Source organism: Micavibrio sp. TMED2 (genome assembly GCA_002168225.1).
In the GTDB taxonomy this organism is placed as follows: Bacteria; Pseudomonadota; Alphaproteobacteria; order TMED2; family TMED2; genus TMED2.
In genome coordinates, this window is the sequence record NHBH01000001.1 from 138,360 (window position 1) to 164,882 (window position 26,523).

Genomic DNA, 26,523 nt, shown 5'->3' on the forward strand with positions numbered 1-26,523 from the left:
ACATGTTCCGTCAGTGTCGCCGGGGAGAATGATGGATTGTCGACAGTACTGCAAGTGCCTGATCCGCTGCGTCCTTTCGTTGATCAAAGGTATAAAATACCCATGACACAGAAACGAAAAGCATTGAAAACATGGGCCGGAAGCCGCTTCCGGAAAATCGTATGACCAATCAGAAACCGGACAAGGGTCCGGCCTCTCCCCCGCCCGAAGACCAGACGGCAAAACAGGGCGATGATGTTATCGACGACATCGAACAGGAAGCCGCCGACAAGAACCCCACCCCGCCACCCGCCAATGATGACGGCGTATACCGTAAGGCACTGGATGGCTTTGATCCCCATCTGCGTGATGCCCGCGCCCTGACCCTTGAGGGCGGTGTGCGGATCATGCGCGACCTGTTCCCGTTCCAGAAGCCGCTGTTCCGGGCCGATGGCAATATCCCGGCGAATATCGGTCGCTACCGGATTGCCAAGGATGACAACGGCCATTCGGCCCTGCTCTTCGCCTTTGACCCTGACGATCTGAAGGAAGATGACCTCTCGGTCGATCACCCGGCTGGCCGCCTCGGTCGCATCCATGTGGTGCAGGCCCGCAAGGATGAGAGCCCGGCCCATTGGGCCTATCCCGAGATCATCCGTCACCAGCATCTGCTGCAGGAACGCGCCCTGACCAACTACACGCTCTATCAGACTAGCGCCGATGTCTGGCGCTCGGATCAGGTGGGCTATGTGCTCTATCCGGTCGAAGAGCAGACCGTCGGGGACGAGGCGGGCAAGGGCGATAAGAGCAAAGACAAAAAGGCCGAGCAGCAATTCACCCTCTGGATGTTCTCCAACACCCATAACAGCGGTGAGTTCACCGAGATCAGCACCAAGCCTCCGAAAAACCTGCTGGAAGCGGGCATGACCCTCGGATCAAAGATCGGCACCTTCAACCGACAGGATGCCGTGCGCAAGATTCAGGAGGATTTCGCCACCCGCCTGCGCCGGGAAGCGACCGGCGATGATCCGGTCAGCCTGATCGAGAAGGGCAAGAACCCGATCTGGCTGCCAACCCGGTTGCTGCAGAAGGCGCGCAAGTATTTCAAGGAAAACAAACCGGCAGCCATCGCCCTCGATGCCCTGATCGCCACGGTCAATGTGATCGACGGCCCGGTCGGCCTGATCAAGGGCCAGTTGCTGAGCGCTGTCGGCAGTATCCGCAACAGCTATTCCGAAAACACCAAGCCGCTCGACGTCACCGACCAGCTGGCCAAAAACAAACGCACTGCGCCCGGCTTCGATGCCCTGCTGCGCGATGTCGACCCGGAAGCACTCAAAAACTATCATCTGACCAATGCCCATGAGTCAGAGGCGGTGCCAATCGGCGAGGAAGTGATCGAGGAAATCCATGAACGGTTTTCCCAGCGCCGCCTGCTCGGTGCCATGGTCGGATCGGATGGTGCTATCGCCCGTATCCGCCAGAACGGCATTGTCAGCCTGCGCCATGCCAATGGGGTCAAGGTCGACCACGCCCCGGATGGCGAGACCACCTATGTCCGCTATGACCCGTCAGCCGCCGTGCCGGAAGCCCGGATGCTGCGTTCACGCGAGGCAGCGCTGTTCAAGGGCGACCGGGTTTTAAAGATGACCGGCATCGGCAACAAGGCTGCGGTTGAGCCGATCTCGGGCGAACAATTCCTCTCCGAAATCAAAGTCATTCAGACCATCCATGATGAGAAAATGGCCGAGGAAGCCGCCGAGCAGGACCGGAAAATGCTCGGTCGCGACAGCGGTATCCGCGCCGAATGGCATGTCTCGGGCGGCAAGCCGAACCTGCGCTGGCGCAACCGCCTCAAGGCCGCAGCCGACAAGGCGATTACCGAGGGTGAGGCAGCCACTGCCGCAGCGGAGGAAGCACAAACACCGCATCCGTCCTCAAAAACCCCAACTGCCGATGCTGCCAATGACGGCAGCGACAAGAGTGTAGAGAAGCGCAAGGACGAGCCGCCCGTAAACAGGGCACGTAAGCCTCGATAACGCCTCGCCTTTGCCAAAGTAATCGGCTAAATGCTGTAGCCGGAATCCCCCACGTCTCCATTCGAGTGCATCACCCCCATGTCACTGTCGCGTGCCATTGCCACTGTTGGCGGCCTGACCATGCTCAGCCGGGTTTTCGGCTTTGCCCGTGACCTGCTGACGGCAATGATCCTCGGGGCTGGACCCATGGCCGATGCCTTTTTCGTCGCGCTGAAACTGCCCAATTTCTTCCGCCGCCTGTTTGCCGAGGGTGCGTTCAGCGCCGCCTTCGTGCCCATGGTCTCGGAAAAGATCGAGATCGAGGGCAAGCAAGCCGGGAAAGCCATGGCAGAACGCGCCATGGCAATCATGATTGCCTTCCTGATCCCCTTTGTCCTCCTCGGCCTGTTGTTCATGCCGGCACTGGTAACGGTATTGGCCCCCGGTTTTATCGACGAGCCGCAGAAGTTTCAGGCAGCCATTGATCTGGCCCGTATCACCTTCCCCTACCTGCTGCTGATTTCGGTCACCGCACTGCTCGGCGGCCTGCTCAACAGCATGGGGCGGTTCGCGCCCTTTGCTGCGGCCCCGATCATCTTCAACCTGACCCTGATCGGCGGCCTCGGCTATGCGCAATATGCCGGCACCTCACCGGCGGATGCCATGGCCTGGGCGGTCAGCGTCGCCGGGATACTGCAACTTGCCTTTCTGCTCTGGTTTACGCATCGGCTTGGTATTCTGCCGCATCTGATCCGCCCGAGCCTCAGCCCGGATATGAAAAAGCTGCTGCGCCTGATGGTGCCCGGCATCATTGGCGGCGGGGTCATGCAGATCAACCTGATGATCGACACCATTCTGGCCTCGCTGCTGGCCTCAGGCGCGATCAGCTGGCTGTTCTATGCCGACCGGATGTATCAACTACCCCTCGGGGTGATCGGCATCGCCATTGGCACCGCCCTGCTGCCGGGCCTGTCGCGGGCGATGAGCGCAGGCCGCGAGAAAGAGGCCATGCACCTGCTCTCGCGCGCACTCGAATACGGCTTGCTGCTGGCACTGCCATCGGCACTCGGCCTCGGTATCATCGCCGAACAGATCATCGGCGGGCTGTTCCAGTATGGCCGTTTCGATGATTTCGATACCGCACAGACCGCCATGGCGCTCAGCGCCTATGCCCTCGGCATCCCGGCCTATGTCGGGGTCAAGGTGCTGAACGCCGCCTATTTCGCCCGGCAGGATACCGCCAGCCCGGTGCGGATCGCCATTCTCTGCACGGCCATCAACACCTGCGGCAGCCTGCTGTTGATCCAGCCACTCGGCCATGCCGGGATCGCACTGGCAACCGGCATTACCGCCTGGCTCAATCTGGCTCTGCTGGTCCGGGGTCTGCGCAAACGCGGCCAGTTCAACCTAGACCAGCGCTTTATCATCCGGTTGCCACGGATCATTGGCGCCGGTGCCGTCATGGCGCTGCTGCTCGCCGCCATCCTGCTGGTCACCGGCCCGATGGTTCTGGACCTGAATTTCGGTGCCGATCCGGTGATGCGGGTTATCTGGATGCTGGCCCTGATCGGGCTTGGCGCCATCGGCTTCACCATTGCCGCAATCCTGTTCGGTGCCGGAAAAATTCGCGAGATTACTGCCGGATTGGGCACACCGAAACCACCAGCCGCTTGACCCGTCGCCGGTGCTTGTCGATAACACCGGTTCAGTTCTCTACCCTCTCTGTTTGAAAAGACCCCAGATCATGACCAGCGCATCCCGTCGCATCTTCTCAGGCATGCAGCCGACCAACCGCTTGCACCTTGGCAATTACCTTGGCGCGCTGCGGAACTGGGTCGCCCTGCAACGGGACTATGACAGCATCTTCTGTATCGTCGATCTGCACGCCATCACTGTACCGCAGGACCCGGCAGAGCTGCGCCGCAATGTCCGCGAACTGACCGCTGCCTATATCGCAGCCGGGATCGACCCCGCCCATTGCACGATCTTCCAGCAGAGCCGGGTTTCCGGTCATTCCGAACTTGCCTGGCTGTTCTCCACCCTGACCCCGATGGGCTGGCTCAACCGTATGACCCAGTTCAAGGAAAAAGCCGGCAAGAAGAAGGAAGTGGCCCCGCTCGGCCTCTATGCCTATCCGGTCCTGATGGCCGCCGACATTCTGCTGTACAAGGCAACCCATGTGCCGGTCGGCGAGGATCAGAAACAGCACCTTGAACTGGCGCGCGAGATTGCCACCAGCTTCAACCACCGCTATGGCGTTGAACAGTTCCCGCTGCCGGAGCCGCAGATTCTGGGCGAGGCCACCCGCGTCATGTCCTTACGTGATGGCACCTCGAAGATGAGCAAATCCGACCAGTCGGATTACAGCCGGATCAACCTGACTGACACCGCCGACGACATCGCGCTCAAGTTCCGCAAGGCCAAGACCGATCCCGACGCCCTGCCGAGCGAGGCCGAGGGACTGGAAGGTCGCCCGGAAGCTGCCAACCTTATCACCATTTATGCAGCACTGGCCGATACCAGCCGGGAAGCCGTGCTGAAACAATATGGCGGCGGCCAGTTCTCGGCCCTCAAGCAGGGTCTTGCCGATCTGGCGGTGGACAAGCTGGCACCGATCACCACCCGGATGAATGAGCTGCTCGCCGATATGAGCGAGATCGACCGGATTCTTGATCTGGGGGCTGAGAAGGCGAATGATATTGCCGCACCTGTCCTCGCCGAAACCCAGAAGATCATGGGCATCCGATAATGCGGTATCTGCCAGCTCTCACCACCGCCCTACCCGTTGCGGCACTGTTTCTGCTGACGGCCTGTGGCAACACCATCCATGATGTTGGTGCCGCGAAGCTGGTGCCGGCAATCCCGCAGACCGGCTCGGCGCTGATCGGCTTTGCCGAGGATCGACGGTTCACGGTTGAGATGCCCAATGATAGTAAGATCATGCCGGTGCCGATGATCGAACCGGGGGCCGCACCGGTTCGCCGAGCACCCGGCAGCCGGGTCTATCTCGCTGGTTCAGCGGATGGCACCGCCCCGATCGAGGTTGATGACTTCCTGCTGATCGAGGTTCAGGACCCGTCCAGACCATCCGGCATCCGCCAGCTGGTTGCCGGTGAGATCGGTCTGGTACGTCGTCAGGGCATTCCCATCGATAGCATCTATGACCACATGCCGATCCCGGCGGGTGCGCTCGACCTCACCGACTTCATTCCGGCCTGCACCGTCACCATGGTCGGGGCCGTGCCGATGGATCTCGGCACCATCGCACAGTCGACGCCGATCTATCTGATCGTTGATTACCCGGACAGCGACTGGGCCAAGGAAAGCTGCGCCGCGCCATGATCAAGAAGCTGTCAATCTGGCTGGCCTCTACCCTGACCGGCGTTGCCCTGCTGAGCGGCTGTGCCGAATTGCAGGAAATGGGGCTGGATGTCGATGCACCGGAGATACCGAGCTTCGCCGGGGCGTTTGACGTTATCAACCCGCCATCCTCTGACGACATCAAACTGCTCGATGCGGTGCCGCGTCAGCCGGTGCTGAATTTCCGGTCGCATCCGCATCTGGGGGTTGAGGTCCAGACCGCCGGTTACAGCCGCCGCCCGTATTTCCTCAGCTCACCGGCACAGGTGCAGTTCAGCCTCGGCCAGTGTCAGGCCGCCTTCCTCGCCGGGGATGATGATGGCGTCCTGCCGATTGAGGTGGAGAACTTCCTGCTGATTGAGGTAACCCAGCCGGAACGTGATCAGGTGATCGCGGTCGGCAATGTCGAGCCTATGCTCTATCGCGGCAAGCCGGTGCCGTTGCTCGGCGGCAAACGCAGCACGATCCCGGCGCGGGAAGTACGCCTCGAACGCCTGATCCGGACCGGGGAACCAGCCACCCTGACCGTCACACCACTGACCAACGGCGACAATGGCGCGGTCAGCGATGTTTATCTGGTGATTGAGGATACCGGTCGCCTGGTGACCGATGAGGCAACCGGCGCAACCCGCTGCCGTCCCTACGGCCAGCGCCAGAACTAGAGCCGATCAACACCGCTTCAGAGCGCCTCGCCCCGGACGATGCGCGGCAGGCTGCCGACACTACCCATGGCATGGCGCATGAAGAACCGCTTGGCCGGTGGCATCCGCTCGACCAGCGCGAGGCCAACCTGCCGCAGCCGCTTGATCGGGCGGACATCATTGGAGAACAGGCGGTTCAGCCCATCGGTCACGACCAGCAGGGTGACATTGTCCTGCCGCCGCCAGCGCTGATAGCGGGTCAGCAATGAGGCCGCACCAATATCGAGCCCCAACCGCTTGGCATCCACGATCAGCTCGGTCAGCGCTGCAATATCCCGCATGCCGAGATTGAGACCCTGCCCGGCAATCGGGTGAATGGCATGGGCTGCCTCGGCCACCAGCGCCAGCCGCGGTGCGACATAGGCACGGGCATGAAGCACGCTGAGCGGATAGGTAAAGCGACCGCCATCGACCGCAACCGCACCGAGATAGTCACCGAACTGCGCCTGCAGCTCGGCATTGAACCCGTCCTCATCGAGGGCAACGATGCTGCTCGCCTCATGGGGCCGCTTGGTCCAGACCACGGAGGAACGCGGCTTGCCTGCCTCGGTATCCGGCAGGGGCAGCACGGCAAACGGGCCGGATGGCATGAAGTGCTCGAGCGCCAGATTGTCATGGGGCACCGTATGGGTGACGTTGCAGACAATCGCGGTCTGGTTGTACTGCCAGCGATCAGTGCCGATCCCGGCCCATTCGCGGGTCGGTGAGCCACGACCATCAGCGCCAACCAGCAGGGGCGCGGTAATCTGCTGACCGTTATCGAGGGTCACGGTCATGGTATTGTCATCGCGCTGATAATCGGTGACGCCACAGCCATTGATCAGCGTGACACCGGCCAGCTGCTCGATCCGCTGCATCATGCGGTAGCGCAGATCGAGATTGTCGACGATATGGCCGAACGGCTCGTCACCCACATCGCTGCTGTCGAAATTGAGGAATATCGGCGCGAAATCATCAGTGATGCGAATGTCTTTGATCGGTTCCGCCTGCCCGGCTTCCATGACCAGTGACCAGATACCCGCCGCTTCCAGCACCCGGCGGCTGGCCAGCGAAATCGCCGTGGTCCGCCCGTCATAGCGACGATGGGTCATGGTCGGCGTATCCTGCTTGTCGATACAAACACAACCGACACCGGCAGTACCGAGCAGCGCGGCAAAGGTCATACCCGCAAGCCCGCCACCAACGATGATGACCTCGGTTTGCAGGACAGCAGGGCTGTCGGATGCTTTCTGGTTCGTGGATTTTCTTGTTGTCATGGCCGTCTTATCCAATCGGCTGGTGCTCCCCGGAACGACAGGAGTCATAGCGTGAATATGGGCATTTGGCACCAGAAACCGGGGTGAGGAAGTGTCGCAGACCCCTGAACCTCTTGGCCGCACCAATTGGCGTCAGAACAATCAACTGCACAAATTTTCATCATTTCAGCAGGTCCTAATGGCAATTTTGCACTTATTATGGGCAGCAAGATTGTGACATCAAAATTTGCAACGCCAATTTATCCCGCAAAAACAATATACTAAAGCAAAGTTGCTGCTGTGCACAATTCCGGCACGCATCTTGTATTAGGTTGCCCGGCAAATCGTAAAACAACTTGCCGAGTTCATGTCCGGACCGTTTTTCCCTCGAGCATTGGTTCTCAAGGCGGCGGTACCGGTACCAACAACGGCGGCATGAGGGGCACACCCAATGAAACTGATTTATGCAATCATCAAACCATTCAAGCTCGACGATGTCCGTGAGGCACTGACCGCACTCGGCGTCGAAGGCTTAACCGTCAGCGAAGTCAAGGGCTTCGGCCGTCAGAAAGGCCAGACCGAAATCTATCGTGGCGCGGAATATTCCGTCAGCTTTCTGCCCAAGGTGAAGCTGGAAATCGTGGTCACCGACGAACTCGTCGATCAGGCCGTTGAAGCGATCCAGAAAGCTGCCAACACCGGTCGCATCGGCGACGGCAAAATCTTCGTCCTCGACGTTGCCAAGGCCGTTCGCATCCGCACCGGCGAAACCGACGCAGAAGCGGTCTAACCCATCAGATCATTCGATCGACTTCCCATTCAAACAGATAACCATCGACGGAGTATTTTCAGCAATGAAATCCCCTATGACAAAAATGGCCATGATGGGTGCGGGTATCCTCGCCTTCATGCTGCCTTCCGATTATGCGGCGGCGGCCGTCTCTGACGAGACCGCGTTTATTTTCAACACCTTCTCTTTCCTCGTTTGCGGCGCCCTCGTCATGTGGATGGCTGCCGGTTTCGCAATGCTCGAAAGCGGCCTGGTCCGGTCCAAAAACACCGCCACCATCTGCCTGAAAAATATCGCGCTCTATGCCATCGCCGGTATCATGTATTACCTGCTCGGCTATGACCTGATGTACACCGATGTCAGCGGTTACATCGGCTCATTCTCATTCCTCTATGACACTTCGGCTGCCGAACTGGCGCTGCTCAATGCCGATGAAGCCACCCCGGCACTGATCGCTGCCGTGACCGAAAACGGTTACTCGGTCATGTCTGACTGGTTCTTCCAGATGGTGTTCGTTGCTACCGCAGCGTCGATCGTTTCCGGCACGCTGGCCGAGCGTATCAAGCTGTGGCCATTCCTGATCTTCGCGGCGATCCTGTCTGCGATCATCTATCCGATCCAGGGTTCATGGACCTGGGGCGGCGGCTGGCTCTCTGAAATGGGCTTCAGCGACTTCGCCGGTTCAACCATTGTGCACTCTGTCGGCGGCTGGGCTGCCCTCGTCGGTGCCCTGATCCTCGGACCTCGTAAAGGCAAGTACAACGCCGATGGTTCCATCAACCCGATGCCCGGCGCAAACCTGCCGCTGGCCACGCTCGGTACCTTCGTCCTGTGGCTCGGCTGGTTCGGCTTCAATGGCGGCTCACAGCTGGCTCTCGGCTCTGCGCTTGATGCCTCTGCCATGGCTATCGTGTTCGTGAACACCAACCTCGCTGCCTGTGGCGGTGTTGTTGCTGCCATGATCGTCAGCCAACTGATGTTCAAGAAGGTTGATCTGACCATGGCCCTCAACGGTGCCATTGCCGGTCTGGTTTCCATCACTGCCGGTCCTGATCTGCAGGTTGGCCTGATGTCAATCATCGTCGGCGCAATCGGTGGTGTTCTGGTGGTTCTCGCCGTTCCTGCCATCGACAAGCTTAAAATCGACGATGTGGTCGGTGCGATCTCTGCTCACCTTGTTGCCGGTATCTGGGGCACCCTCGCGGTTGCCATCTTCGGTTCCGGTGACTTAGTCGTCCAGATCACCGGTATCGTTGCCGTTGCCATCTTCGTGTCTATCACCAGCGCGATTGTCTGGTTTGCCCTGAAGTTCACCATCGGCATCCGCGTCTCCGAAGAAGACGAGGAAAGCGGCCTCGACAAGGCAGAGCTCGGCATGGAAGCCTATCCGGAATTCGGCCACGGTTCACAAACCATCGGCTAAATCCCGCGCAATATATGCAAAAGAGAGCCCGGCTGGCAGCAGCCGGGCTTTTTTTGTGCCGTGGCTTAAATCCTTTGTTAAGCGCGGATCGTTACGCTCGTTCCGATGTCGTCAAAAGATGTGCGAGAACGCCAAATGCTGAAGAAACTCAAACTCACCGTCAAACTCCCGCTGGTTACAGTGTCTGTCGCCGCGCTGGTTGCAATCACCATGGGTGCCGCCTGCTTCCTCATCGCCAGCAAGGGCGTGGCACAACAGACCGACAACCGGCTCGAGGCTGTTGCCAGAAAGGCGGCAGAGAGCGTTCATGCGCGCATGGAATCAATCGAGCGCGAATTGCTGCTCACGGCCGGTAATCCGAATACGGTAACCGCCGTGGAATCCTTCCGTGATGCCTGGAAGGAACTGCGCGGCAACCAGACCGAAAAGCTGCAATCCGCCTATATCACCAATAACCCGAACCCGACCGGGCAAAAGGACATGCTCGACGATGCCGGAACCGGCACGACCTATGATGTCATCCATGCCTGGTTCCATCCGTGGTTCCATAAGTTCCAGCAGGATGGCGGGTACTACGACGTCTTCCTGTTCGATGCAGAGGGCAATCTCGTCTACTCCGTGTTCAAGGAACTGGATTTCGCCACCAATTTCGGCGACAGCAATCCCGGTCAATGGGCAAAAACCGACCTTGGCACCGTGTTCCGTGAGGCCATGAAGGCTGGCGAGGCCGGCAAGGTGGCATTCACCGACTTCCAACCCTATGCCCCAAGCGCCAACGCCCCGGCAGGCTTTATCTCGACACCGGTCGTCAATCTCGGTGGCGAGGTTATTGGCGTACTCGCCCTGCAGATGCCGATCGACGAGTTAAGCAACATCATGGCCGCACCGGACGGCCTTGGCGAAACCGGTGAGTTGCTGCTGGTCGGCGATGATGGCCTGTTGCGCAATGACTCCCGGTTCAGCCCAGATGTGAATGATGTGCTGGCAACTGCTGCGGGTTTCGACCCGGTTGCCGATGCCAGCAGTGCCAATGACACAACCAGTTTCGGCGCATCCCACAAATACCGGAATGCCGAAATGCACTTCGCCGCGACACCATTCGAATTTCACGGCGTCACATGGCAACTGGTTGCGGTTCAGGAAAACCGCGAGGCCTATGCCATGATCGCCAATCTCGGATGGCTTATTGCCGCAATTACAGGTGGAGCCATCCTGTTTGCTGCCGCCGCCGGTTATGCCTCATCACGCACCGTGACCAAGCCGCTGACCGGGCTGGTCGACACCATGCGCCGCCTTGCCGATGGCAATACCGAGGTCGAGGTTGATGCCACCGACCGCGCCGATGAGATCGGCGATATGGCCCAGACCGTTCTGGTCTTCCGTGAAAACGCCATCGAGCGGATCAAGCTCGAACAGATCACCGCGTCGGAAAACAGCCAGAAACAGGAACGCCAGGACGCCATCGATCGCCTGATTGGTGAATTCCGTGAAGAAATGGATCAGACACTGAAACAGGTGGATGCCCAGATCGACGAGGTACTGGATCTTGCCGAACAGATGTCTGCCCTCGCGCAAAGCTCTGCCGATCAGTCGAGAAGTTCCAGCCGTGCTGCGGAAACCGCTTCCAGCAACGTACAGAGCGTTGCTTCTGCCTCCGAAGAAATGACCGCAGCGATCCTCGAGATTTCCGAACAGGTCGAGCGCACCAAGGGCGTCGTGGAAACCACCACCGGATCGGCCATGACGGCACGGGATCGGATCAGCTCACTTGATGAATCCGCAAAACAGATCGAGGCAGTGATTACCCTGATCCAGGATATCGCCGAGCAGACCAATCTGCTCGCCCTCAACGCCACGATTGAGGCTGCGCGCGCCGGTGATGCCGGTAAGGGCTTTGCCGTTGTCGCTGCCGAGGTCAAGAACCTCGCCAACCAGACGGCGCAGGCAACACAGGATATCGGCCAGCAGATCAGCGGCATTCAAGGCTCAACCAATGACGCGGTCAGTGCCATCGCCGAGATCGCCCAGCATGTGGAATCGGTCAGCGAATACACAGGTTCCATCGCAGCCGCGATTGCCGAACAGAGCAGCACAACCGGTGAGATCAACCGCAGCGTACAGGAAGCGGCGAGCGGTACCAATCTGGCAGCCGAAAACATGATGCATGTTGATGAGGCCATCGCCCAGACATCGGAGGCTTCAACCAAAGTCAAATCAGCGAGTATGGCCATGGTCGAGCAGACCGGCGTCATGCGCGACCGGGTCACACAGTTCCTGCAGTCGGTTTCCGCCGCCTAGAACACAACCCTAGACATCCTCTCTTCCCCTTGCCCGGCCGCGCAATCGGCCGGGTTCTTTTTGTGTGTGGTCGGCATTTCGGGGCTGGTCGAAATTTCCGGCGTTTATCTTGGTTTAAATAACCTTTCAGCAACCATATCCGGTGAAACTAATAGGTAATATTCAGTCGGATCACTTCCTGAACCGGCGCCAGACCTACGAAAACAAACAAAAGAGCAGCACCATGATACTGAAGCGATTGTCCATCAAAGCCCGCATCGTACTTCTGTGCTCCATTCCGTTGGTAGCACTCGCCACCATGCAGGCAAAAACCATCCATGACAGCGCTTCGGTCATCAAGCAGACCGAAGCCAATGCCGAGCTGCTGCGACTGATGCCGATCGTGGCAGAGCTGATCCATACGCTGCAGGTCGAACGCGGCCAGTCGGCAGGGCATATCGCATCCGGTGGCAAGGCCTTCGCCGACACCCTGCCGCAAAAACGTGCAGACAGTGACGAGGCGCTGAAACAGTTCAACAATATCCTGATCGGTCTCTATGGCGAGAAACTGCCCGCTGGTATGGCGCAACACGCCAATGATGCCGCCGCCGAGCTGACCTCCATCGGCACCATGCGCGGTACCGTCACGGCACTTGCCACAGCCGTCCCGGATATGGCGCGGTATTATACCGGTATCATCAATGCCTTGCTGCACATCACCGAAAGCATGGTCAGTGTCACCAGCCATACCGATCTGGTCCGCAGCATCGAGGCATTCAATGCCCTCAGCCATGGCAAGGAGATTGCCGGTCTCGAACGTGCCGCCGGGGCCACCGGTTTTGGTGCCGGACAATTCACACCGGGTGTCTATCAGAAGTTCCTGACCCTGAATGCAAAGCAGATCAGCTACTTTGAAACATTCATGGTGAACACCAATACATCAAATGCCGAACTGTTCCGTCAGCATATCAGCAGCCATCCCGATTATGAGAAGATGGTCAATGCGGTGAAAAATTCACCCTTCAGCGCCAGCGTCGTGGCCGTCACGGCACCCCAGTGGTTTGCCGCCAGCACCGCCCGCATCGAGGATCTGAAGAGCATCGAGGAACTTGCCATCAAGGATACGGAAACCCTGATCAATGGTCATATCGAGACGGAAAGCGCCGTGCTGTGGCGGGAGATCCTGCTCACCATCCTGTCCATGCTCGGCACCAGTGCTGCGGCCTATATCATCAGCCGCTCGATCGTGAAGCCACTGCGTGCGATGACCGACAAGATGCAGGCCCGGCAGGACATCGTCGACAACCTGATCGGCGAGTTCCGCACCCGGATCGAGGAAACCCTGCAGCAGGTGGATGTGGAGCTGAACGAGGTCGAGACACTGGCCGAACACATGGCGTCACTGGCGCTCACCTCGGCTGACCAGTCCAAGAACTCCAGCCGGGCTGCCGGTGATGCGTCAGAGAATGTCCAGAGCGTCGCCTCGGCCTGTGAGCAGATGAGCGTCTCGATCCGGGAGATTTCCGAACAGATCGAACGGACCACCAATGTGGTAGAAACCGCGACTGACTCTGCCGCTACCGCCCGTCAACGGATTGCCACCCTCGATGAGGCCTCCAAACAGATCGAGGCGGTGATTACCCTGATCCAGGATATCGCCGAGCAGACCAACCTGCTCGCCCTCAACGCCACGATCGAGGCTGCACGCGCCGGTGATGCCGGCAAGGGCTTCGCCGTCGTCGCCGCCGAGGTCAAGACACTGGCCAACCAGACGGCACAGGCAACGCAGGAGATCAGCCAGCAGATCATCGGTATCCAGACCACCACCACCGATGCGGTCAGTGCGATTGCCGAAATCGCCCAGCATGTGGAGGCGGTCAGCGACTATACCGGTTCCATCGCCGCCGCGATCACCGAGCAGAGCAGCGCCACGGCTGAAATCAACCGCAGCGTGCAGGAAGCGGCCAATGGCACACAGGAGGTGGCCGACAACATGGCCTCGGTCGATGATGCCATCAACCAGACCAGCGAGGCGTCAACACAGGTCAAGACCGCCAGCAATGCCATGGCGACCCAGACCAGCGACATGCGCACCCGCATTACGGAGTTCCTGCAGGCAGTTGCCGCCGCCTGAGGCAGCGATTACCCCTTACAACAAATCAGTAAAAGGCCCGGCCCATATGTCGGGCCTTTTGCTTGGCGCTTTACTGCAGAGGGTTTAAGAAACCGGATCAGTTTCACTGTTCCCGACCCCGCACCATGTCACCCGAGCCAAAATCACCCCTGCAGGACGCTGTAGACATCGCCGTGATCCGCGCCTGCAATGGCCGTCACGGGCGCAGCCTGATCGCACTCGCCGACAAGGCATCTGCGCGACGGGAGATGCTCAGAGAGATCACCGCCGCCGCCTCGGAAAGCGGTGCGATCCTGCTGCCGCTCGACGGCACTGACGGGAAGGCTCCACTCGTGAAGCGCATTGCCAGTGCAGCCGAACAGGTGCTTGAGCAGCTGCCGGAAAGCGGGATGACGCGGCGCGTGCTCAACGGCTTCAAGCGCGCCCATGGCCTGACCGCGCAACCGGTGCCGCTCGGTGAGACCGAACCGGGCATTGCCGACAGCGGCATGGTGAGCCTCGATGTGCCGGAGCTGCTCGCCGAACTCGGCAAGGCGGCGAAGGCCAATGGCAAGGCTATCGCAGTTACCATCGGCAATATGGACGGGCTGTCGCTCGATGATCTCGGCACTGTGATTACCGGGCTGCATCAGGCCGGACAAAAATCCTTGCCAATCCTGCTGTTTGGGACAGGATCACATAAAATGCCCTCCCGTGCCGCGACCGCACGATCCTATGCCGAACGGATGTTCGATTTCCCAACCATGAGTGGCCCGCCCCATGCCGACCAACCCGCTGATCGACCAGCTTCCCGACTATCCGTTCCAGCGCCTGCGCGACCTGCTCGACCCGGTAACACCGGCCCATAACGGTGCACCGCTCAACCTGACCATCGGTGAGCCGCAGGGCGTGCCACCGCTCTGGATGAACGAGATCATCACCGAGAACGCCCATCTCTGGGGCAAATACCCGCCGGTTGACGGCACACCGGAATACCGGCTGGCGGCGCGGAACTGGCTGGTTCGGCGCTATGGTGCTGCCGCGGACAGCCTCGATCCCGACCGCCATATCCTCGCCGTGCCGGGCACCAAGGAAACGCTGTATTTCCTCGCCCAGCTCCTGACCCCGGCCACTAATGCGGACGGCAACCAGCCGCTCGCCCTGCTGCCGAACCCGGCCTATATGGTCTATGAGGGTGCGGGCGTAATGGCGGGGGCAAAGCTGCATTACCTGCCCGCCACCGCCGAAACCGGTTTCCTGCCCGATCTCGAGGCAATCCCGGCAGAGGTAATGGACCGGGCTGCCTTCATGTATCTGTGCACGCCGTCAAACCCGGAAGGGGCGGCTGCCGATCTCGCCTATCTGAAACGGGCGCTGGAACTGGCACGGACCCATGATTTTGTGCTGATTGCCGATGAATGCTACGCCGATGTCTATCTCGGCGAGACCCCGCCTGATGGCGCGGTGCAGGCGGCAAATGGCGATTTCAGCAATCTGATCATCTGTCACAGCCTGTCGAAACGCTCCAACGCCGCCGGGCTGCGTGCCGGTTTTATCGCCGGTGATCCGGCCCTGATCGCCAAGTTCAGACGCTTGCGCAGCTATGGTGCAGCGGTCATGCCGCTGCCACTGGTCGCCGCCGCCACCGCTCTCTGGAACGATGATGACCACGCCGCCGAAATCCGCGCCGGTTACCGCACCCGGTTCGAGACCGCGCATCATATCCTGCAGGATGCCACCGACTGGCAGATACCGGCAGGCGGCTTTTTCGCTTGGCTCAATGTGGGTGACAGCATCGCCATGACCGAGAAACTCTGGCGCGAGCAGGGCCTGCGCGTCCTGCCCGGTGCCTTCCTCGGCAAAGACATGCCCGACGGCAGCAACCCCGGCAAAAACTACATCCGCGTCGCCCTCGTCCACGACCTGCCGGTGATCGAGGAAGCCATGTTACGCATCAGAGCGGCTATGTAGCCTGATCTGCATCCGGTGGCAGGCCGACGAGCAGGCGGGCGAAGCTGGCGGCGGTGAAGGGGCGGAGGTCGTCGATGCCTTCGCCGACACCGATGGCATGGACCGGCAGGCCGAACCGTTCGGCGAGGCCGATCACCACACCACCACGGGCCGAGCCATCGAGCTTGGTCACCACGAGGCCGGTGACATTGGCGATTTTCTGGAATGCCTCGACCTGACTGAAGGCGTTCTGGCCAACTGTGGCGTCGAGCACGAGCACGGTGCTGTGCGGCGCATCGGGGTCGAGCTTTTTCAGTACTCGTGAGATTTTCTCCAGCTCGGCCATCAGGTTGGACTGGTTCTGCAACCGTCCGGCGGTATCGATCAGCACAACATCGCGGCCATCGGCGCGGGCACTCTCCACCGCCTCGAAGGCAACCCCGGCGGCATCGGCACCGTGATCGCGGGCGATAACCGGACAGTTGGCGCGCTCGCCCCAGATTTTCAGCTGCTCGATCGCGGCAGCCCGGAAGGTGTCACCGGCGGCGAGCGTCACGGTGAAGCGGTTGTCCTGCAGCAGGTTGGCGAGCTTGGCGATGGTGGTGGTTTTGCCGGAGCCATTGACGCCGACCACCAGCACCACATGGGGCCGGTGCGCGGTCTTGACCTCGAGCGGCTGGACCACCGGTTCGAGCATCGGCTCGATGATCTTCGCCAGCGCTGCCTTGACCTCATCCGGGTCGGCATTGCGACCGAATTTCTGACCAGCAAGCTGGGCGACGATCTTGGCCGCCGGGGCCGGGCCGAGATCGGCAGTGATCAGCAGTTCCTCGAGCTCTTCCAGTGCATCATCATCCAGCGGGCGACCGCTGAAGATATCGGCAATTCCGCCGCCGATCTTGTCGGAGGATTTGGAGAGGCCACCGGCAAGCCGCGACAGCCAGCCACCGGTTTTCTGTTTGGTTTGTTCGCTCATGATCGCCGATGTAGCGGGCCTGATGCCCGAGGGCAAGGGGCAGACACAAAACTCGGGCTGAAATTTGTATCAATTGTAATGTTGGTCCCAAAACGATAACCATCAAACCTGATTACAAAGCAGTCAGGAGACAAAGAAGCACCATGAAAACCTTGCGTATAATTCACTCACCATCACGCAGCGGCGGCACCCTTATGTGTAAAAGCATCGCAACAATGCAGAATGTCGAGCTTTACAGTGAAATTCATCCGCAAGGCCCAACCCTTCTGAAAAAATACCAGCGCCACCCGGTCTTTCTTATCGTCAATATTCGGGCACAGGCATTTACCTGGTTCAACCATTATTCCGATGATCAAAAGAATGAAATCTGGAGCCCGACTGATATTAACAATGCCAAAGCGCATATTGATGAACTGGTCACCCTTTGCGAAGCACGGGGGCACACAATGGTTATTCGGGATTGGTCACATATCGACTTCTTCGGCGAACCGTACTGCCAACCACAATTCAAACCGCAACTGCTTGAAGAACTTCAGGACAGTTATGAAATCACATCGACTGTCACTGCCCGGCATCCGATCGGCATGTGGCTGTCATTCCAGACCAGCGATGTTCTGAAAATCGCATATAGCAACAAGGATGGTTACCTCAAATTTCTGAAACATTATCTGGAGTACGCCAAATACTTTCTGGATCAGGGGTTTGTGAAATACGAAGACTTTGTCTCTGACCGTGACGGCACAGCAGAAAAAATGTGCAAGGCACTAAATATGAAATTCGACCCGACCTATAAGGACCGGTTTGACGGCTATAAAAATATCACCGGGGATTCCGCAGCCTCCGGCAAGACCAGCTATCGATCCGCCAGCCGGGTTATCAATAGCACGCTTTTCGGGCAGTTGAAGGCTGAGCCTGACTATACGGCGCTTTGCGACCTGCTTGGTTACGATCCGGAAAGCGTGCCCTACGGCTATACGATCAGCTGATCACCCGCCCGGTCAGTTTGCCGTCAGCGATGCCGGTGAGCTGGACGGTATAGAGGCCACCCGCCTCAACCGGGCCGTCGATCACAACCTCGGTGAAATGCTCGGTCCGACCGGTATTGTCCTTCTCCACCAGCACCTGCGCCGTCTGTCCCACCTGTGTGCGGAGCAGCTTGTCGAGCTGCTGGTTGCCGAGTTCACGCAACCGCGCCGCGCGCTGTTTGCGCAGCGGGCCGGGCACTTGCGGCATCTTCGCCGCCGGGGTGCCGGGGCGCGGCGAGTACGGGAAGACATGCAGGAAGGTCAGGTCGCACTCGCTGACACAGGCCAGCGTGTTCTCGAACATCTCATCGGTTTCGGTCGGGAAGCCGGCAATAATGTCGGCACCGAAGACAATGTCCGGGCGCAGATCGCGGGCGCGACGGCACATCTCAATCGCATCGGCGCGCAGATGGCGGCGCTTCATGCGCTTCAGCACCATATCATCACCGGCCTGCAGGCTCATATGCAGATGCGGCATCAGCCGTGGCTCATCGGCGACCAGCCGCCAGAGGTCTTCATCCATCTCTACCGGATCAAGCGATGACAGACGCAGGCGCGGCAATTCCGGCACCAGCGCCAGCAGGCGGCGGATCATCTGGCCCAATGTCGGCTGACCCGGCAGGTCGGGGCCATAGCTGGTGACATCGACACCGGTGAGCACGACTTCAGAGAAACCCTGTTCGACCAGCATGCGCACCTGATCGACAATCACGCCGAGCGGCACCGACCGGGAATTGCCCCGGCCATAGGGGATGATGCAGAAGGTGCAGCGGTGGTCACAGCCCTGCTGTACCTGAATGAAGGCACGGGCCCGACCGTCAAAGCCCTCGATCAGATGCTCGGCGGTCTCCCGCACAGCCATGATGTCATTGACCAGCACCGTCGGCTCGTCACCGCCGCCGAACAGGGCATTGGTCCAGCTCTCGCGCTTCATCTTGGCATCATTGCCGATGACCGCACTGACGCCCTCGATACCGGCGAAGCTGTCGGGGTTGATCTGGGCGGCACAACCGGTCACGACGATTTTCGCGCCGGGCCGTTCCCGTGCCAGCTTGCGGATCGTCTGGCGCGCCTGTCGCTCCGCCTCCGAGGTCACGGCGCAGGTATTGATGATGATCGTATCCTCAAGCCCGGCAGCGGCGGCGTGATCACGCATCACCTCACTCTCATAGGCATTGAGGCGACAGCCGAAGGTGACCAGCTCCACCGCATCACGCGCAGGCGAAATCGCGGCAGCGGTTTGCACCGCACCGGTATGGCTGTCGTCGCTGTCGATATCGAGGGTCGGAACCGATGAGCGCGACTGGTCTGTTTCTGTCTCGCTCATCGTCCTTGAGTTCACTGACTGTTTAATGAGCCTTATGCCGAGACCGCGAGCTGCGGCTTCGGTTTAACCTTGGCCCGGGGCTTTCCCAGCAGGGTCGGGTCAAGTACCCCCTCTGCCACATAGGCCACCGGTCCGGTCATGATAACGTGCTCATCCTGTTCGCGCCATTCCAGCGTCAGGGAACCGCCGTCGAGGATCATCTCGACCTTGCGTTCGGTCAGTTCGCGGCGCACCGCGGCAACGATGGTGGCACAGGCGGCGGAACCGCACGCCTGGGTAATACCGACCGCGCGTTCCCAGACCCGCATACGGATCGTGTCGCGGTCGATGATCTGCGCTGCCTCGATATTGGCGCGGGCGGGGAACAGCGGATCATGCTCAAGCACCGGGCCGAGACGCTCCAGCGGCACCGCATCAACGTCGGGGACGAAGTGCACCGCATGGGGATTGCCCATATTGACCGCCACACCATGATGCAGCGGGCCAACCGCCAGCGGAAGTTTGTTGGTGTCGGTTTCCTCGGACAGCGGGATCGCCTGCCAGTCGAGTTTCGGCACGCCCATATCAACGGCAACATCGCCGTTTTCGGTACGCTCGGCAGACAGCAGACCGGCCACGGTCTCGATCACCACGGCCTCTGTACCGGCCTCATCCATCAGCATATCGGCGACACAGCGGGTGGCATTGCCACAGGCCTCGGCCTCGGAACCGTCATTGTTGAGGATACGCATGAAGGCATAGGCACCATCGTTCTTGCGCTGCTCGATCACGATGAGCTGGTCACAGCCAAGCCCCTCGCGACGGTTGGAGATACGGCGGATGGTGTCAGCGGTCAGGCCAGCGGCGGACGCATCGATGTCCCGACCGTCAATGATGACGAAGTCGTTGCCGAGCCCGTGCATCTTGCGAAATGTAAGTGTGTCTGTCATGGGGCCACAGAGTAGCAATTCCGCGTGACAAGTCCATGAAAGCGCCGCGCTGCCTATGCAAACCACCTATGCGGCAGGCGGGGAGAGGTTATAACTCATCCGAGCTACTTCCGAACCCGGGAGTATACAATCTATGATATACTTTTTCTGCATATCGATCCGTCATACCTGATATATAATCACTAACAGCTCGATATCTATCACCGCCACTTATAGCAAGTAAGTCTTGCCACGACTGAGAGGGAATCAAAGAGTCTGGATTTGATATTAGAGCATCGAATAACTTTGAAACAAGAAGTTTACCCCTAGTTTCCAATTGAAAAACATTAGGCTTTTTAATAACCAATTCATGAGCAAACCCCTTAAAGCTTTTTAAAAGCCTGCCTAAATCATCAGGAATAACAACCTTGTAATCCAATAATACTGAATTAAATTTTTCCTTTTTTTCCAAAAAAATATTAGTTATAAATAGATTTACCAATTCTGATATCGCCGTCTTTCTAGAAAAACTATCCTTATAAAGCATTCCACATATAACATCTGCATTAAACACCTTGCCCCTATAAATGTAACTGCCGCCTATAGAGGCAAATGCTTCTCTAAGGCATTTTTCCACGCTATCACGAGAAGCCAATCCCCTGGCAACAATATCTTCTAAATCATGAACTCCATATGCAATATCATCTGCCATTTCCATAATTGAGCAGTCAAAAGAGTGATGAATTGATTTACCATCACTTGTATTTGAAAAATTTTCAATATCAGATTTATCAAAAACACTCACGCACCAATCATAAACATCCATATCTTCTTCATAAAAGCACTTTGGTGGTTTATTTTTATAATCACATGGGTTAAAAAAATTATATGAAATTGGATATTTTAAAATTGATAGTATAAGCCTTCTGGTAGGATCAATACCATGCCCCAAATTGCTATATTTTTCTAATTTTGTTAATATTCTCAAAGTTTGTGCATTACCCTCAAATCCACCATGATTATACATTTTTGAATGCAGAGCCATTTCGCCACCATGGCCAAATGGCGGATGACCAATATCATGCGCATAACAAGCAGCTTCAATTAAATCTGTACTTGGCAACCATGCACGCAAATTGTCGTCCAATAAACCATCTCGATTTTTTAGGACACCTAATATTCCCCCACCGATCTGTGCACACTCAATAGAATGCGTAAGTCTGGTACGGTGAAAATCACCCTCACCAACGCCCATCACTTGAGTCTTTCCTTGCAACCGCCGGAATCCAGCGGAGTGAATCACCCTTCCCTTGTCCCGCTGAAATGAATTTCTAATATCACCTGGACGCTTATTATTATTATCATGCAACCTTATTTCTAACTGATCTTTTAAATTAGCCATGTTTCCTAACTCCATAAAAAAAAGATACCCGCTCGGCATTGTTTTCCGCGACGGTGCCGTCGCTGTGCCAGAGCGAGTTTTCGAAGCCGACGCGGAGTTTGCCGCCGTGGCTGGCGGCTTTTTCGAGGCAGGCGGTCTCGCCGCGACCGAAGGCACAGGCCATCCAGTCCGGCGTAAGACCGTAATCGGCCATACGATAGATGAACGGGGTCAGCATCCGGGGCTGGCTGTTTTGTTCGCGTGAATACCGACCGAGGACGAACAGCAGTTGCAGTTCCGGCGTCTGGAACATGGTACTCGGCAGCACCTCGGCCAACAGCATGAAATCCCGGATAGAATAGAGAATGTGCTGGACCGATATGCCGCGCTCCTGACAGGCGCGATAGAACATCACGGCGCGGCGGGCGATCTTCTCATCCCGGTCGCCGCCATTGGCCACCTCACGCACGGCCATGCTGACCAGTTTTGCCCCGCCCTCGAGCGCCACATCGAACTGGTGGTCGGGCTCGTACAGGCCCACAGCCTCGGTGGTGATCTGGACCGCCATGCCCGGCACCACGCGGCGCAGTTCGACCAGCGCCTCCCGGTACATACCGGCATCGAGGATATGCCTGCCCGCCTGATCGCGCAGATGCAGGTGCAGACCATCGGCCCCGGCCTCGAAACAGGCGGCGGCATCCTTCACGATCTCGTCCAGCGTTATCGGCAGTTCCGGATGATCCATCTTGCCCCGCCGGGCGCCGTTGGGCGCAACCATCAGATCGGGCAGGGGCGGCAGATTGTCAGTGGTCATCGGTAACAGGGGGAGAGGTGGGACAGGACGATCAACAAAAACCCGAAGGCATAGATCAGCTTACCACCAATCGCTCTTGGCAAAACCCCCGAAGTCCATCCCTGATCACAAAGCCGCAACCAGGCGTGGTTTATCCATCGCGGTACAGGCGGTCATATTCTACCCGTGCATTTTGGTATTCCCCGCAACTTTTCAGTGAGTGGTCAGGGTGCGGAAATTCAGGTAGATTGCAGCTTTACATACCTCGATATTCAATCCGGTTATCCAATCCATGACTGAAACCCAACTCTCGAAACAGGGCGTGATAGATAACCCGTCATTCCTTGTCGTTGATGATCACATGCTGATGCGCAAACTGGTGACGCAGCAGCTTTCCGCCGCCGGTTACGAAAGTTTTGACGAGGCCAAAACCGGCGTCGAGGGCATTGAGAAAATCGATCATGCGCTCTCCATCGGCAAACCCTATGACATTGTCTTCGTCGATTGGGGCATGCCGGAAATGGATGGCATCACCTTCCTGCGCCAGTGCCGTGCCCGCCCGGAGCTCGACAAGACCGCCTTTGTCATGCTGACCGGCGAGAGTGAGCGCAAGAGCGTCATGGATGCGATCGGTGCCGGGGCCACCGCCTATGTGATCAAACCGGTTTCCGCCGAGGAGCTGGTGGAGAAGGTCGGCAAGATCAAGGACTGGCTCAAAAAGAAACGGCAACTCTGAGAAGGCTTTTCATCATGTCTGATTCCCAGCGTGAATTCATGCAGCAAGTCTCAAAGGTTATCGTCGAGACGGTCTGTTCAACCGTCAATACCCTGTTCTCCATCCCGCTGAAATCCGAAGAGGTGGCGGGTATCGACAAGATCTGTGACAGCGATTTCATCTGTCTGGTGCGCCTCCATGACGGCGAGGAAACCGCCACTGTACGCTACGGCTTTGAATACAGCCTGATGCGACGTCTGGTGACCGCCGTCTACAGCGAGGAAATGGCGAATGACAAGGCGGTGCTGCAGGATGCGGGATCGGAGGTCGCCAATATCGTCACCGGCAAGGTCAAGGAATTCATCAACGCGCAGGGCCACAACCTCACCGCCGATATTCCCGCGACCATCGAGGGGCCGTTCAATGAGGAGGAGCATGATCAGACCATCGATCTGATCTTCTACAATGCTGAGGATCATCTGGTTGTGGATGTGGAACTCGGCTTCTCGGGCGCGGATAAGAGTGCCGCCCGGTAAACCAGAGCGGATCAATAGCCTGACAATCAATAATCAGCCCTGATCAAGGGGCATTCTCGGGGGAAATATGCAGGTAGTAACAATCAGTTCCGATGGCAGCGATTTCGGCACGTCGCTCGCCGGTCTGACCACGGCCCAGCCGGATCTCGGTATTGTGTTCGGCAATCGCGGCCTGCTTGAGGACCCGGCAGTGATATCGGCCCTGCGTGATGCGATGCCGGGGGCACAGGTGGTCGGTTGCTCCACCGCCGGTGAAATCAACAGCGAACGCACCACCGAAAACGCCCTGTCGATCATGGGCATCAAATTCGATGCCACACCGGTCAAGGTGGTAACGGCACAGATCGCGGCTGATAAGGACGGTTCGTATAATGCCGGCAGGACACTCGCCACCGATCTGCAGGCGAGCGATCTGCGGGCCATCATGGTGCTGTCACCCGGCCTCAACGTGAACGGCAGTGCCCTCGTCAACGGCATCCGTGACGTCTGTGACGATGGTACCGTTGTGTTTGGCGGTCTGGCCGGTGACGGCACGGCATTCGGCATCACCCGCACCCTGTTCAATGGCGATACCTTCACCGACAAGGTGGTGGCGGTCGGCTTCTACGGCACCAGCCTGCAGGTCGGTACCGGCTCACGCGGTGGCTGGCAGGCATTCGGCCCGGTCCGGCGGGTGACCAAGGCAAAGAACAATGTACTGGAGGAACTCGACGGCAAGTCGGCGCTCGAACTGTATAAGCAGTATCTCGGCGAACGCGCTGATGAGCTACCGGCCAGCGGTCTGCTCTATCCCTTCGCCATCCTGTCGGAGGATCAGGCGGAAACCGGCCTGATCCGTACTATTCTGGATATCGATGAGGCGAATGGCAGCCTGATCCTCGCCGGTGACCTGCCGGAAAACGCCCTCGTCCGGCTCATGCATGCGGATAATGATGCACTGGTCGATGGTGCCGAGGAAGCCGCCGAGGAAGCCAACAGCATCGGGGGCGACGGTCAGGCGGCGGCAATCTGTGTCAGCTGTGTCGGTCGGCGGATCGTCATGGGCAACAGCGTCGATGACGAGGTGGAGAGCGTGGCGGAAGTGCTCGGCGTCAATGCCCCGATCATCGGCTACTACTCCTATGGCGAAATCTGTCCGTTCACCGAAACCGGTCTCCCTGAACTGCACAACCAGACCATGACCGTGACTCTGCTGCGCGAGCGTTGATCCATGGTTGAAAGACCGCGAAAGCTCGTCCGCCAGATCAAACGCAAATTCGGTACCCCGGATGCCGATGCCGGGTTTCTCGACCTGCATCGGCAACTGACCGACGGCGAGAACGTGGCACCCGATCATCCGGCCATCGCCGGTCTTGCGGGCCTGAGCGACTTTATCGACGAGGTCGCCGAAACCTATGAACATTATGACGACACGGTAAAGCTGCATATCCGGAACGCGAATATCAGCTCCGAAGAACTCAATCAGGCCAACGGGGCACTGGCACAACTCAACAACTCGCTCTCCACCATCATGGAGAGCCTCGGCGAGGGTCTGCTGTTCTTTGGTGCCGATGGGATATGTTCCGATGTCTATTCCCGCGCCTCGAAGGATATCTTCGGTCGCAGCCCCGCCGATATCGCGATCTGGGAATTGCTGCAGCTCGATGCCGGTGACGCATCGGAAATGCAGACCCTGCTCAACATCGTGTTCAATGCCGATACCGCCATGTCCTTTGAGGACATGATGGCCCTCGCGCCCGACCGGTACAGTCAGGGCGACAAGGATATCCTGCTATCCTACCGACCGGTGACCGACAGCGATGGCCAGTTGAAGGCGATCGTGATGGTCGCCATGGATCGCACCCGAGAATCCCAGGCAATCAAACAAGCCATCCAGAAGGAGAAGGAGGCCAGCCGGATCATCCGGATCAGCCGCAACCGGAATGCCTTCATCCGCCTGATCATCAATTTGCGCGCCCTGTTCGATGACCTTGACGGCGCATTGACGGGCGAGGCGGCACTGCCCCAGTTCAAGCGCGATATCCATACCTTCAAGGGGCTGGCCGGGTCGTTTTACCTGACCCATCTGGCCGATTGCCTGCACAATCTGGAAACCAGACTGGCCGGGCAGAACCGTGACCGGACTCTCGAAATCTGCCGCACCGAGCGGGAGCCGGTTTTCAGGCACCTCGATCAGGCATCGAAAACCGCCGCCGAACTGTTTGGCGCGGCATTCGAGCAGCGCGGCACCACCCGCACCATACCCGCAAGCCAGCTGGCCGCATTCGGCACCAGCCTGCATGAACTGGTGGCAGGCGGTGCCACAGCTGATCAGGTCCAGCGGCTGTTTCTCGAGCAACTCGCCTCGGTCAGCATCCGGGAAAGCCTGTCCGGCTTCACATTACAATTGCAAGAGCTGTCGGACCGGGTCGGCAAGCGCCTGTATCCGCTGCGGTTCGAGGGACAGGACTGCCGGATTGTCATGGACATCTATGGTGACGTCATCCAGTCGCTTGTTCATGCCGGACGCAATATCGTCGATCACGGCATCGAGGACCCGAATCTCAGGCAACAGTTGGGCAAGGACCCGGCTGGACAGGTTACCGTGACCACGGCGCTGGAGGACAGAAACGGCGCGGAATGGCTGCTTCTGATCATCACCGATGATGGCGGCGGCATCGATACGGAAAAACTGCGCAAGCGGCTGGTTGAGAAGGGCATCATTGATGCTGATGCCGGGCTCTCGGATCAGGAACTGATCCGTTATGTGTTCCATGACGAGGTCAGCACCGCCCGCACCAGTAGCCAGACCTCCGGGCGCGGCATCGGCATGAGTGCAATCAAGGCAGCGGTCGAGGCTCTGGACGGGACCGTGGATATGGTCTCCGCCCCCGGCAAGGGCTGCACCCTGACACTGGCCATGCCCTATATCTGGCAGCATGACAGCAGGCTGGTCCCGGCCTGAGCGACCGCAACCGGATTCGCAAACGTTCCATTTCCGGTACAATCGGGCTATACTGGCGGTTCTCAGAAGGAG

General features: G+C 58.6%; 22 protein-coding genes. 16 read left to right on the forward strand and 6 right to left on the reverse strand.

From position 1 onward, the window contains the following. Window positions 1-161: 161 nt before the first annotated feature. From CBB62_00725 to CBB62_00745, 5 genes are all read left to right on the forward strand, one after another. The gene (locus CBB62_00725; GenBank protein ID OUT40926.1) at window positions 162-2,018 is read left to right on the forward strand and encodes a hypothetical protein; all 1,857 of its coding nucleotides are present in this window, start codon (window positions 162-164) and stop codon (window positions 2,016-2,018) included. A gap of 78 nt (window positions 2,019-2,096) precedes the next feature. Continuing rightward, the gene (locus CBB62_00730) at window positions 2,097-3,671 is read left to right on the forward strand and encodes a murein biosynthesis integral membrane protein MurJ (GenBank protein ID OUT40927.1); all 1,575 of its coding nucleotides are present in this window, start codon (window positions 2,097-2,099) and stop codon (window positions 3,669-3,671) included. A 70-nt stretch (window positions 3,672-3,741) separates the two neighbouring features. Then, entirely contained in the window at window positions 3,742-4,746 is a 1,005-nt protein-coding gene (locus CBB62_00735; GenBank protein OUT40928.1) for a tryptophan--tRNA ligase, read from the forward strand. Then, window positions 4,746-5,339, forward strand: coding sequence for a hypothetical protein (locus tag CBB62_00740; protein OUT40929.1), 594 nt, complete (start codon window positions 4,746-4,748; stop codon window positions 5,337-5,339). Before CBB62_00735 ends, CBB62_00740 begins: the two co-directional genes overlap by 1 nt. After that, entirely contained in the window at window positions 5,336-6,019 is a 684-nt protein-coding gene (locus tag CBB62_00745; protein OUT40930.1) for a hypothetical protein, read from the forward strand. The genes CBB62_00740 and CBB62_00745 overlap by 4 nt, the downstream gene beginning before the upstream one ends. A 17-nt stretch (window positions 6,020-6,036) precedes the next feature. Here CBB62_00745 and CBB62_00750 read toward each other — a convergent pair whose 3' ends face one another. Further along, complete coding sequence (locus CBB62_00750) at window positions 6,037-7,314, reverse strand: hypothetical protein (protein OUT40931.1); 1,278 nt, start codon at window positions 7,312-7,314, stop codon at window positions 6,037-6,039. A 430-nt stretch (window positions 7,315-7,744) separates the two neighbouring features. Between CBB62_00750 and CBB62_00755 the strand changes: the two genes are divergently transcribed. The 6 genes from CBB62_00755 to CBB62_00780 all read left to right on the forward strand — a co-directional run bounded on the left by CBB62_00755 (window position 7,745) and on the right by CBB62_00780 (window position 15,867). Next, on the forward strand, window positions 7,745-8,083 hold the full coding sequence (locus CBB62_00755) for a transcriptional regulator (protein OUT40932.1): 339 nt from the start codon (window positions 7,745-7,747) through the stop codon (window positions 8,081-8,083). Window positions 8,084-8,147: 64 nt separating this feature from the next. Then, the gene (locus CBB62_00760) at window positions 8,148-9,506 is read left to right on the forward strand and encodes an ammonium transporter (protein ID OUT40933.1); all 1,359 of its coding nucleotides are present in this window, start codon (window positions 8,148-8,150) and stop codon (window positions 9,504-9,506) included. A gap of 105 nt (window positions 9,507-9,611) precedes the next feature. Next, the gene (locus tag CBB62_00765; protein ID OUT40934.1) at window positions 9,612-11,804 is read left to right on the forward strand and encodes a hypothetical protein; all 2,193 of its coding nucleotides are present in this window, start codon (window positions 9,612-9,614) and stop codon (window positions 11,802-11,804) included. A 223-nt stretch (window positions 11,805-12,027) separates the two neighbouring features. Further along, window positions 12,028-13,917, forward strand: a complete 1,890-nt coding sequence (locus CBB62_00770) for a hypothetical protein (protein ID OUT40935.1) — start codon at window positions 12,028-12,030, stop codon at window positions 13,915-13,917. 125 nt (window positions 13,918-14,042) lie between these two features. Then, window positions 14,043-14,765, forward strand: a complete 723-nt coding sequence (locus tag CBB62_00775; GenBank protein OUT40936.1) for a hypothetical protein — start codon at window positions 14,043-14,045, stop codon at window positions 14,763-14,765. Next, complete coding sequence (locus CBB62_00780; GenBank protein ID OUT40937.1) at window positions 14,677-15,867, forward strand: hypothetical protein; 1,191 nt, start codon at window positions 14,677-14,679, stop codon at window positions 15,865-15,867. The genes CBB62_00775 and CBB62_00780 overlap by 89 nt, the downstream gene beginning before the upstream one ends. Here CBB62_00780 and CBB62_00785 read toward each other — a convergent pair. Next, complete coding sequence (locus tag CBB62_00785; GenBank protein OUT40938.1) at window positions 15,860-16,822, reverse strand: signal recognition particle-docking protein FtsY; 963 nt, start codon at window positions 16,820-16,822, stop codon at window positions 15,860-15,862. The genes CBB62_00780 and CBB62_00785 overlap by 8 nt on opposite strands. Before the next feature lie 194 nt (window positions 16,823-17,016). On the opposite strand from CBB62_00785, the gene CBB62_00790 reads away from it, so the two are divergent. After that, window positions 17,017-17,808: a hypothetical protein gene (locus CBB62_00790; GenBank protein ID OUT40939.1), complete on the forward strand. Its 792-nt coding sequence runs from the start codon at window positions 17,017-17,019 to the stop codon at window positions 17,806-17,808. On the opposite strand, the gene CBB62_00795 is transcribed toward CBB62_00790, so the two are convergent. The 4 genes from CBB62_00795 to CBB62_00810 form a co-directional block, all read right to left on the reverse strand. After that, on the reverse strand, window positions 17,801-19,174 hold the full coding sequence (locus tag CBB62_00795) for a tRNA (N(6)-L-threonylcarbamoyladenosine(37)-C(2))-methylthiotransferase MtaB (protein ID OUT40940.1): 1,374 nt from the start codon (window positions 19,172-19,174) through the stop codon (window positions 17,801-17,803). The two genes, CBB62_00790 and CBB62_00795, sit on opposite strands and share 8 nt — an antisense overlap. A 32-nt stretch (window positions 19,175-19,206) precedes the next feature. After that, a complete protein-coding gene (locus tag CBB62_00800) occupies window positions 19,207-20,103 on the reverse strand; it encodes a diaminopimelate epimerase (protein ID OUT40941.1) in 897 nt (298 codons plus the stop codon). Window positions 20,104-20,191: 88 nt separating this feature from the next. Then, window positions 20,192-21,523 (reverse strand): hypothetical protein, encoded by a 1,332-nt coding sequence (locus CBB62_00805; GenBank protein ID OUT40942.1) that lies wholly within the window; start codon window positions 21,521-21,523, stop codon window positions 20,192-20,194. Next, a complete protein-coding gene (locus CBB62_00810; GenBank protein ID OUT40943.1) occupies window positions 21,477-22,277 on the reverse strand; it encodes a class III aminotransferase in 801 nt (266 codons plus the stop codon). Before CBB62_00810 ends, CBB62_00805 begins: the two co-directional genes overlap by 47 nt. Window positions 22,278-22,548: 271 nt before the next feature. On the opposite strand from CBB62_00810, the gene CBB62_00815 reads away from it, so the two are divergent. The 4 genes from CBB62_00815 to CBB62_00830 all read left to right on the forward strand — a co-directional run bounded on the left by CBB62_00815 (window position 22,549) and on the right by CBB62_00830 (window position 26,451). Next, complete coding sequence (locus tag CBB62_00815) at window positions 22,549-22,992, forward strand: hypothetical protein (GenBank protein OUT40944.1); 444 nt, start codon at window positions 22,549-22,551, stop codon at window positions 22,990-22,992. Window positions 22,993-23,006: 14 nt separating this feature from the next. Further along, the gene (locus CBB62_00820) at window positions 23,007-23,507 is read left to right on the forward strand and encodes a hypothetical protein (GenBank protein OUT40945.1); all 501 of its coding nucleotides are present in this window, start codon (window positions 23,007-23,009) and stop codon (window positions 23,505-23,507) included. A 67-nt stretch (window positions 23,508-23,574) separates the two neighbouring features. Continuing rightward, entirely contained in the window at window positions 23,575-24,714 is a 1,140-nt protein-coding gene (locus tag CBB62_00825; GenBank protein OUT40946.1) for a hypothetical protein, read from the forward strand. Between the two features lie 3 nt (window positions 24,715-24,717). Further along, a complete protein-coding gene (locus tag CBB62_00830) occupies window positions 24,718-26,451 on the forward strand; it encodes a hypothetical protein (GenBank protein OUT40947.1) in 1,734 nt (577 codons plus the stop codon). Window positions 26,452-26,523: the final 72 nt, after the last annotated feature.

Coding starts and splice junctions, on each gene's coding strand:
- CBB62_00820 (OUT40945.1), top strand. CDS start 23,007: ATGTCTGATTCCCAGCGTGAATTCATGCAGCAAGTCTCAAAGGTTATC.
- CBB62_00825 (OUT40946.1), top strand. CDS start 23,575: ATGCAGGTAGTAACAATCAGTTCCGATGGCAGCGATTTCGGCACGTCG.
- CBB62_00730 (OUT40927.1), top strand. CDS start 2,097: ATGTCACTGTCGCGTGCCATTGCCACTGTTGGCGGCCTGACCATGCTC.
- CBB62_00775 (OUT40936.1), top strand. CDS start 14,043: ATGTCACCCGAGCCAAAATCACCCCTGCAGGACGCTGTAGACATCGCC.
- CBB62_00740 (OUT40929.1), top strand. CDS start 4,746: ATGCGGTATCTGCCAGCTCTCACCACCGCCCTACCCGTTGCGGCACTG.
- CBB62_00725 (OUT40926.1), top strand. CDS start 162: ATGACCAATCAGAAACCGGACAAGGGTCCGGCCTCTCCCCCGCCCGAA.
- CBB62_00800 (OUT40941.1), bottom strand. CDS start 20,103: ATGACAGACACACTTACATTTCGCAAGATGCACGGGCTCGGCAACGAC.
- CBB62_00810 (OUT40943.1), bottom strand. CDS start 22,277: ATGACCACTGACAATCTGCCGCCCCTGCCCGATCTGATGGTTGCGCCC.
- CBB62_00770 (OUT40935.1), top strand. CDS start 12,028: ATGATACTGAAGCGATTGTCCATCAAAGCCCGCATCGTACTTCTGTGC.
- CBB62_00785 (OUT40938.1), bottom strand. CDS start 16,822: ATGAGCGAACAAACCAAACAGAAAACCGGTGGCTGGCTGTCGCGGCTT.
- CBB62_00805 (OUT40942.1), bottom strand. CDS start 21,523: ATGCCGAGCGGGTATCTTTTTTTTATGGAGTTAGGAAACATGGCTAAT.
- CBB62_00745 (OUT40930.1), top strand. CDS start 5,336: ATGATCAAGAAGCTGTCAATCTGGCTGGCCTCTACCCTGACCGGCGTT.
- CBB62_00830 (OUT40947.1), top strand. CDS start 24,718: ATGGTTGAAAGACCGCGAAAGCTCGTCCGCCAGATCAAACGCAAATTC.
- CBB62_00735 (OUT40928.1), top strand. CDS start 3,742: ATGACCAGCGCATCCCGTCGCATCTTCTCAGGCATGCAGCCGACCAAC.
- CBB62_00815 (OUT40944.1), top strand. CDS start 22,549: ATGACTGAAACCCAACTCTCGAAACAGGGCGTGATAGATAACCCGTCA.
- CBB62_00750 (OUT40931.1), bottom strand. CDS start 7,314: ATGACAACAAGAAAATCCACGAACCAGAAAGCATCCGACAGCCCTGCT.
- CBB62_00795 (OUT40940.1), bottom strand. CDS start 19,174: ATGAGCGAGACAGAAACAGACCAGTCGCGCTCATCGGTTCCGACCCTC.
- CBB62_00765 (OUT40934.1), top strand. CDS start 9,612: ATGTCGTCAAAAGATGTGCGAGAACGCCAAATGCTGAAGAAACTCAAA.
- CBB62_00790 (OUT40939.1), top strand. CDS start 17,017: ATGTGTAAAAGCATCGCAACAATGCAGAATGTCGAGCTTTACAGTGAA.
- CBB62_00760 (OUT40933.1), top strand. CDS start 8,148: ATGAAATCCCCTATGACAAAAATGGCCATGATGGGTGCGGGTATCCTC.
- CBB62_00755 (OUT40932.1), top strand. CDS start 7,745: ATGAAACTGATTTATGCAATCATCAAACCATTCAAGCTCGACGATGTC.
- CBB62_00780 (OUT40937.1), top strand. CDS start 14,677: ATGCCGACCAACCCGCTGATCGACCAGCTTCCCGACTATCCGTTCCAG.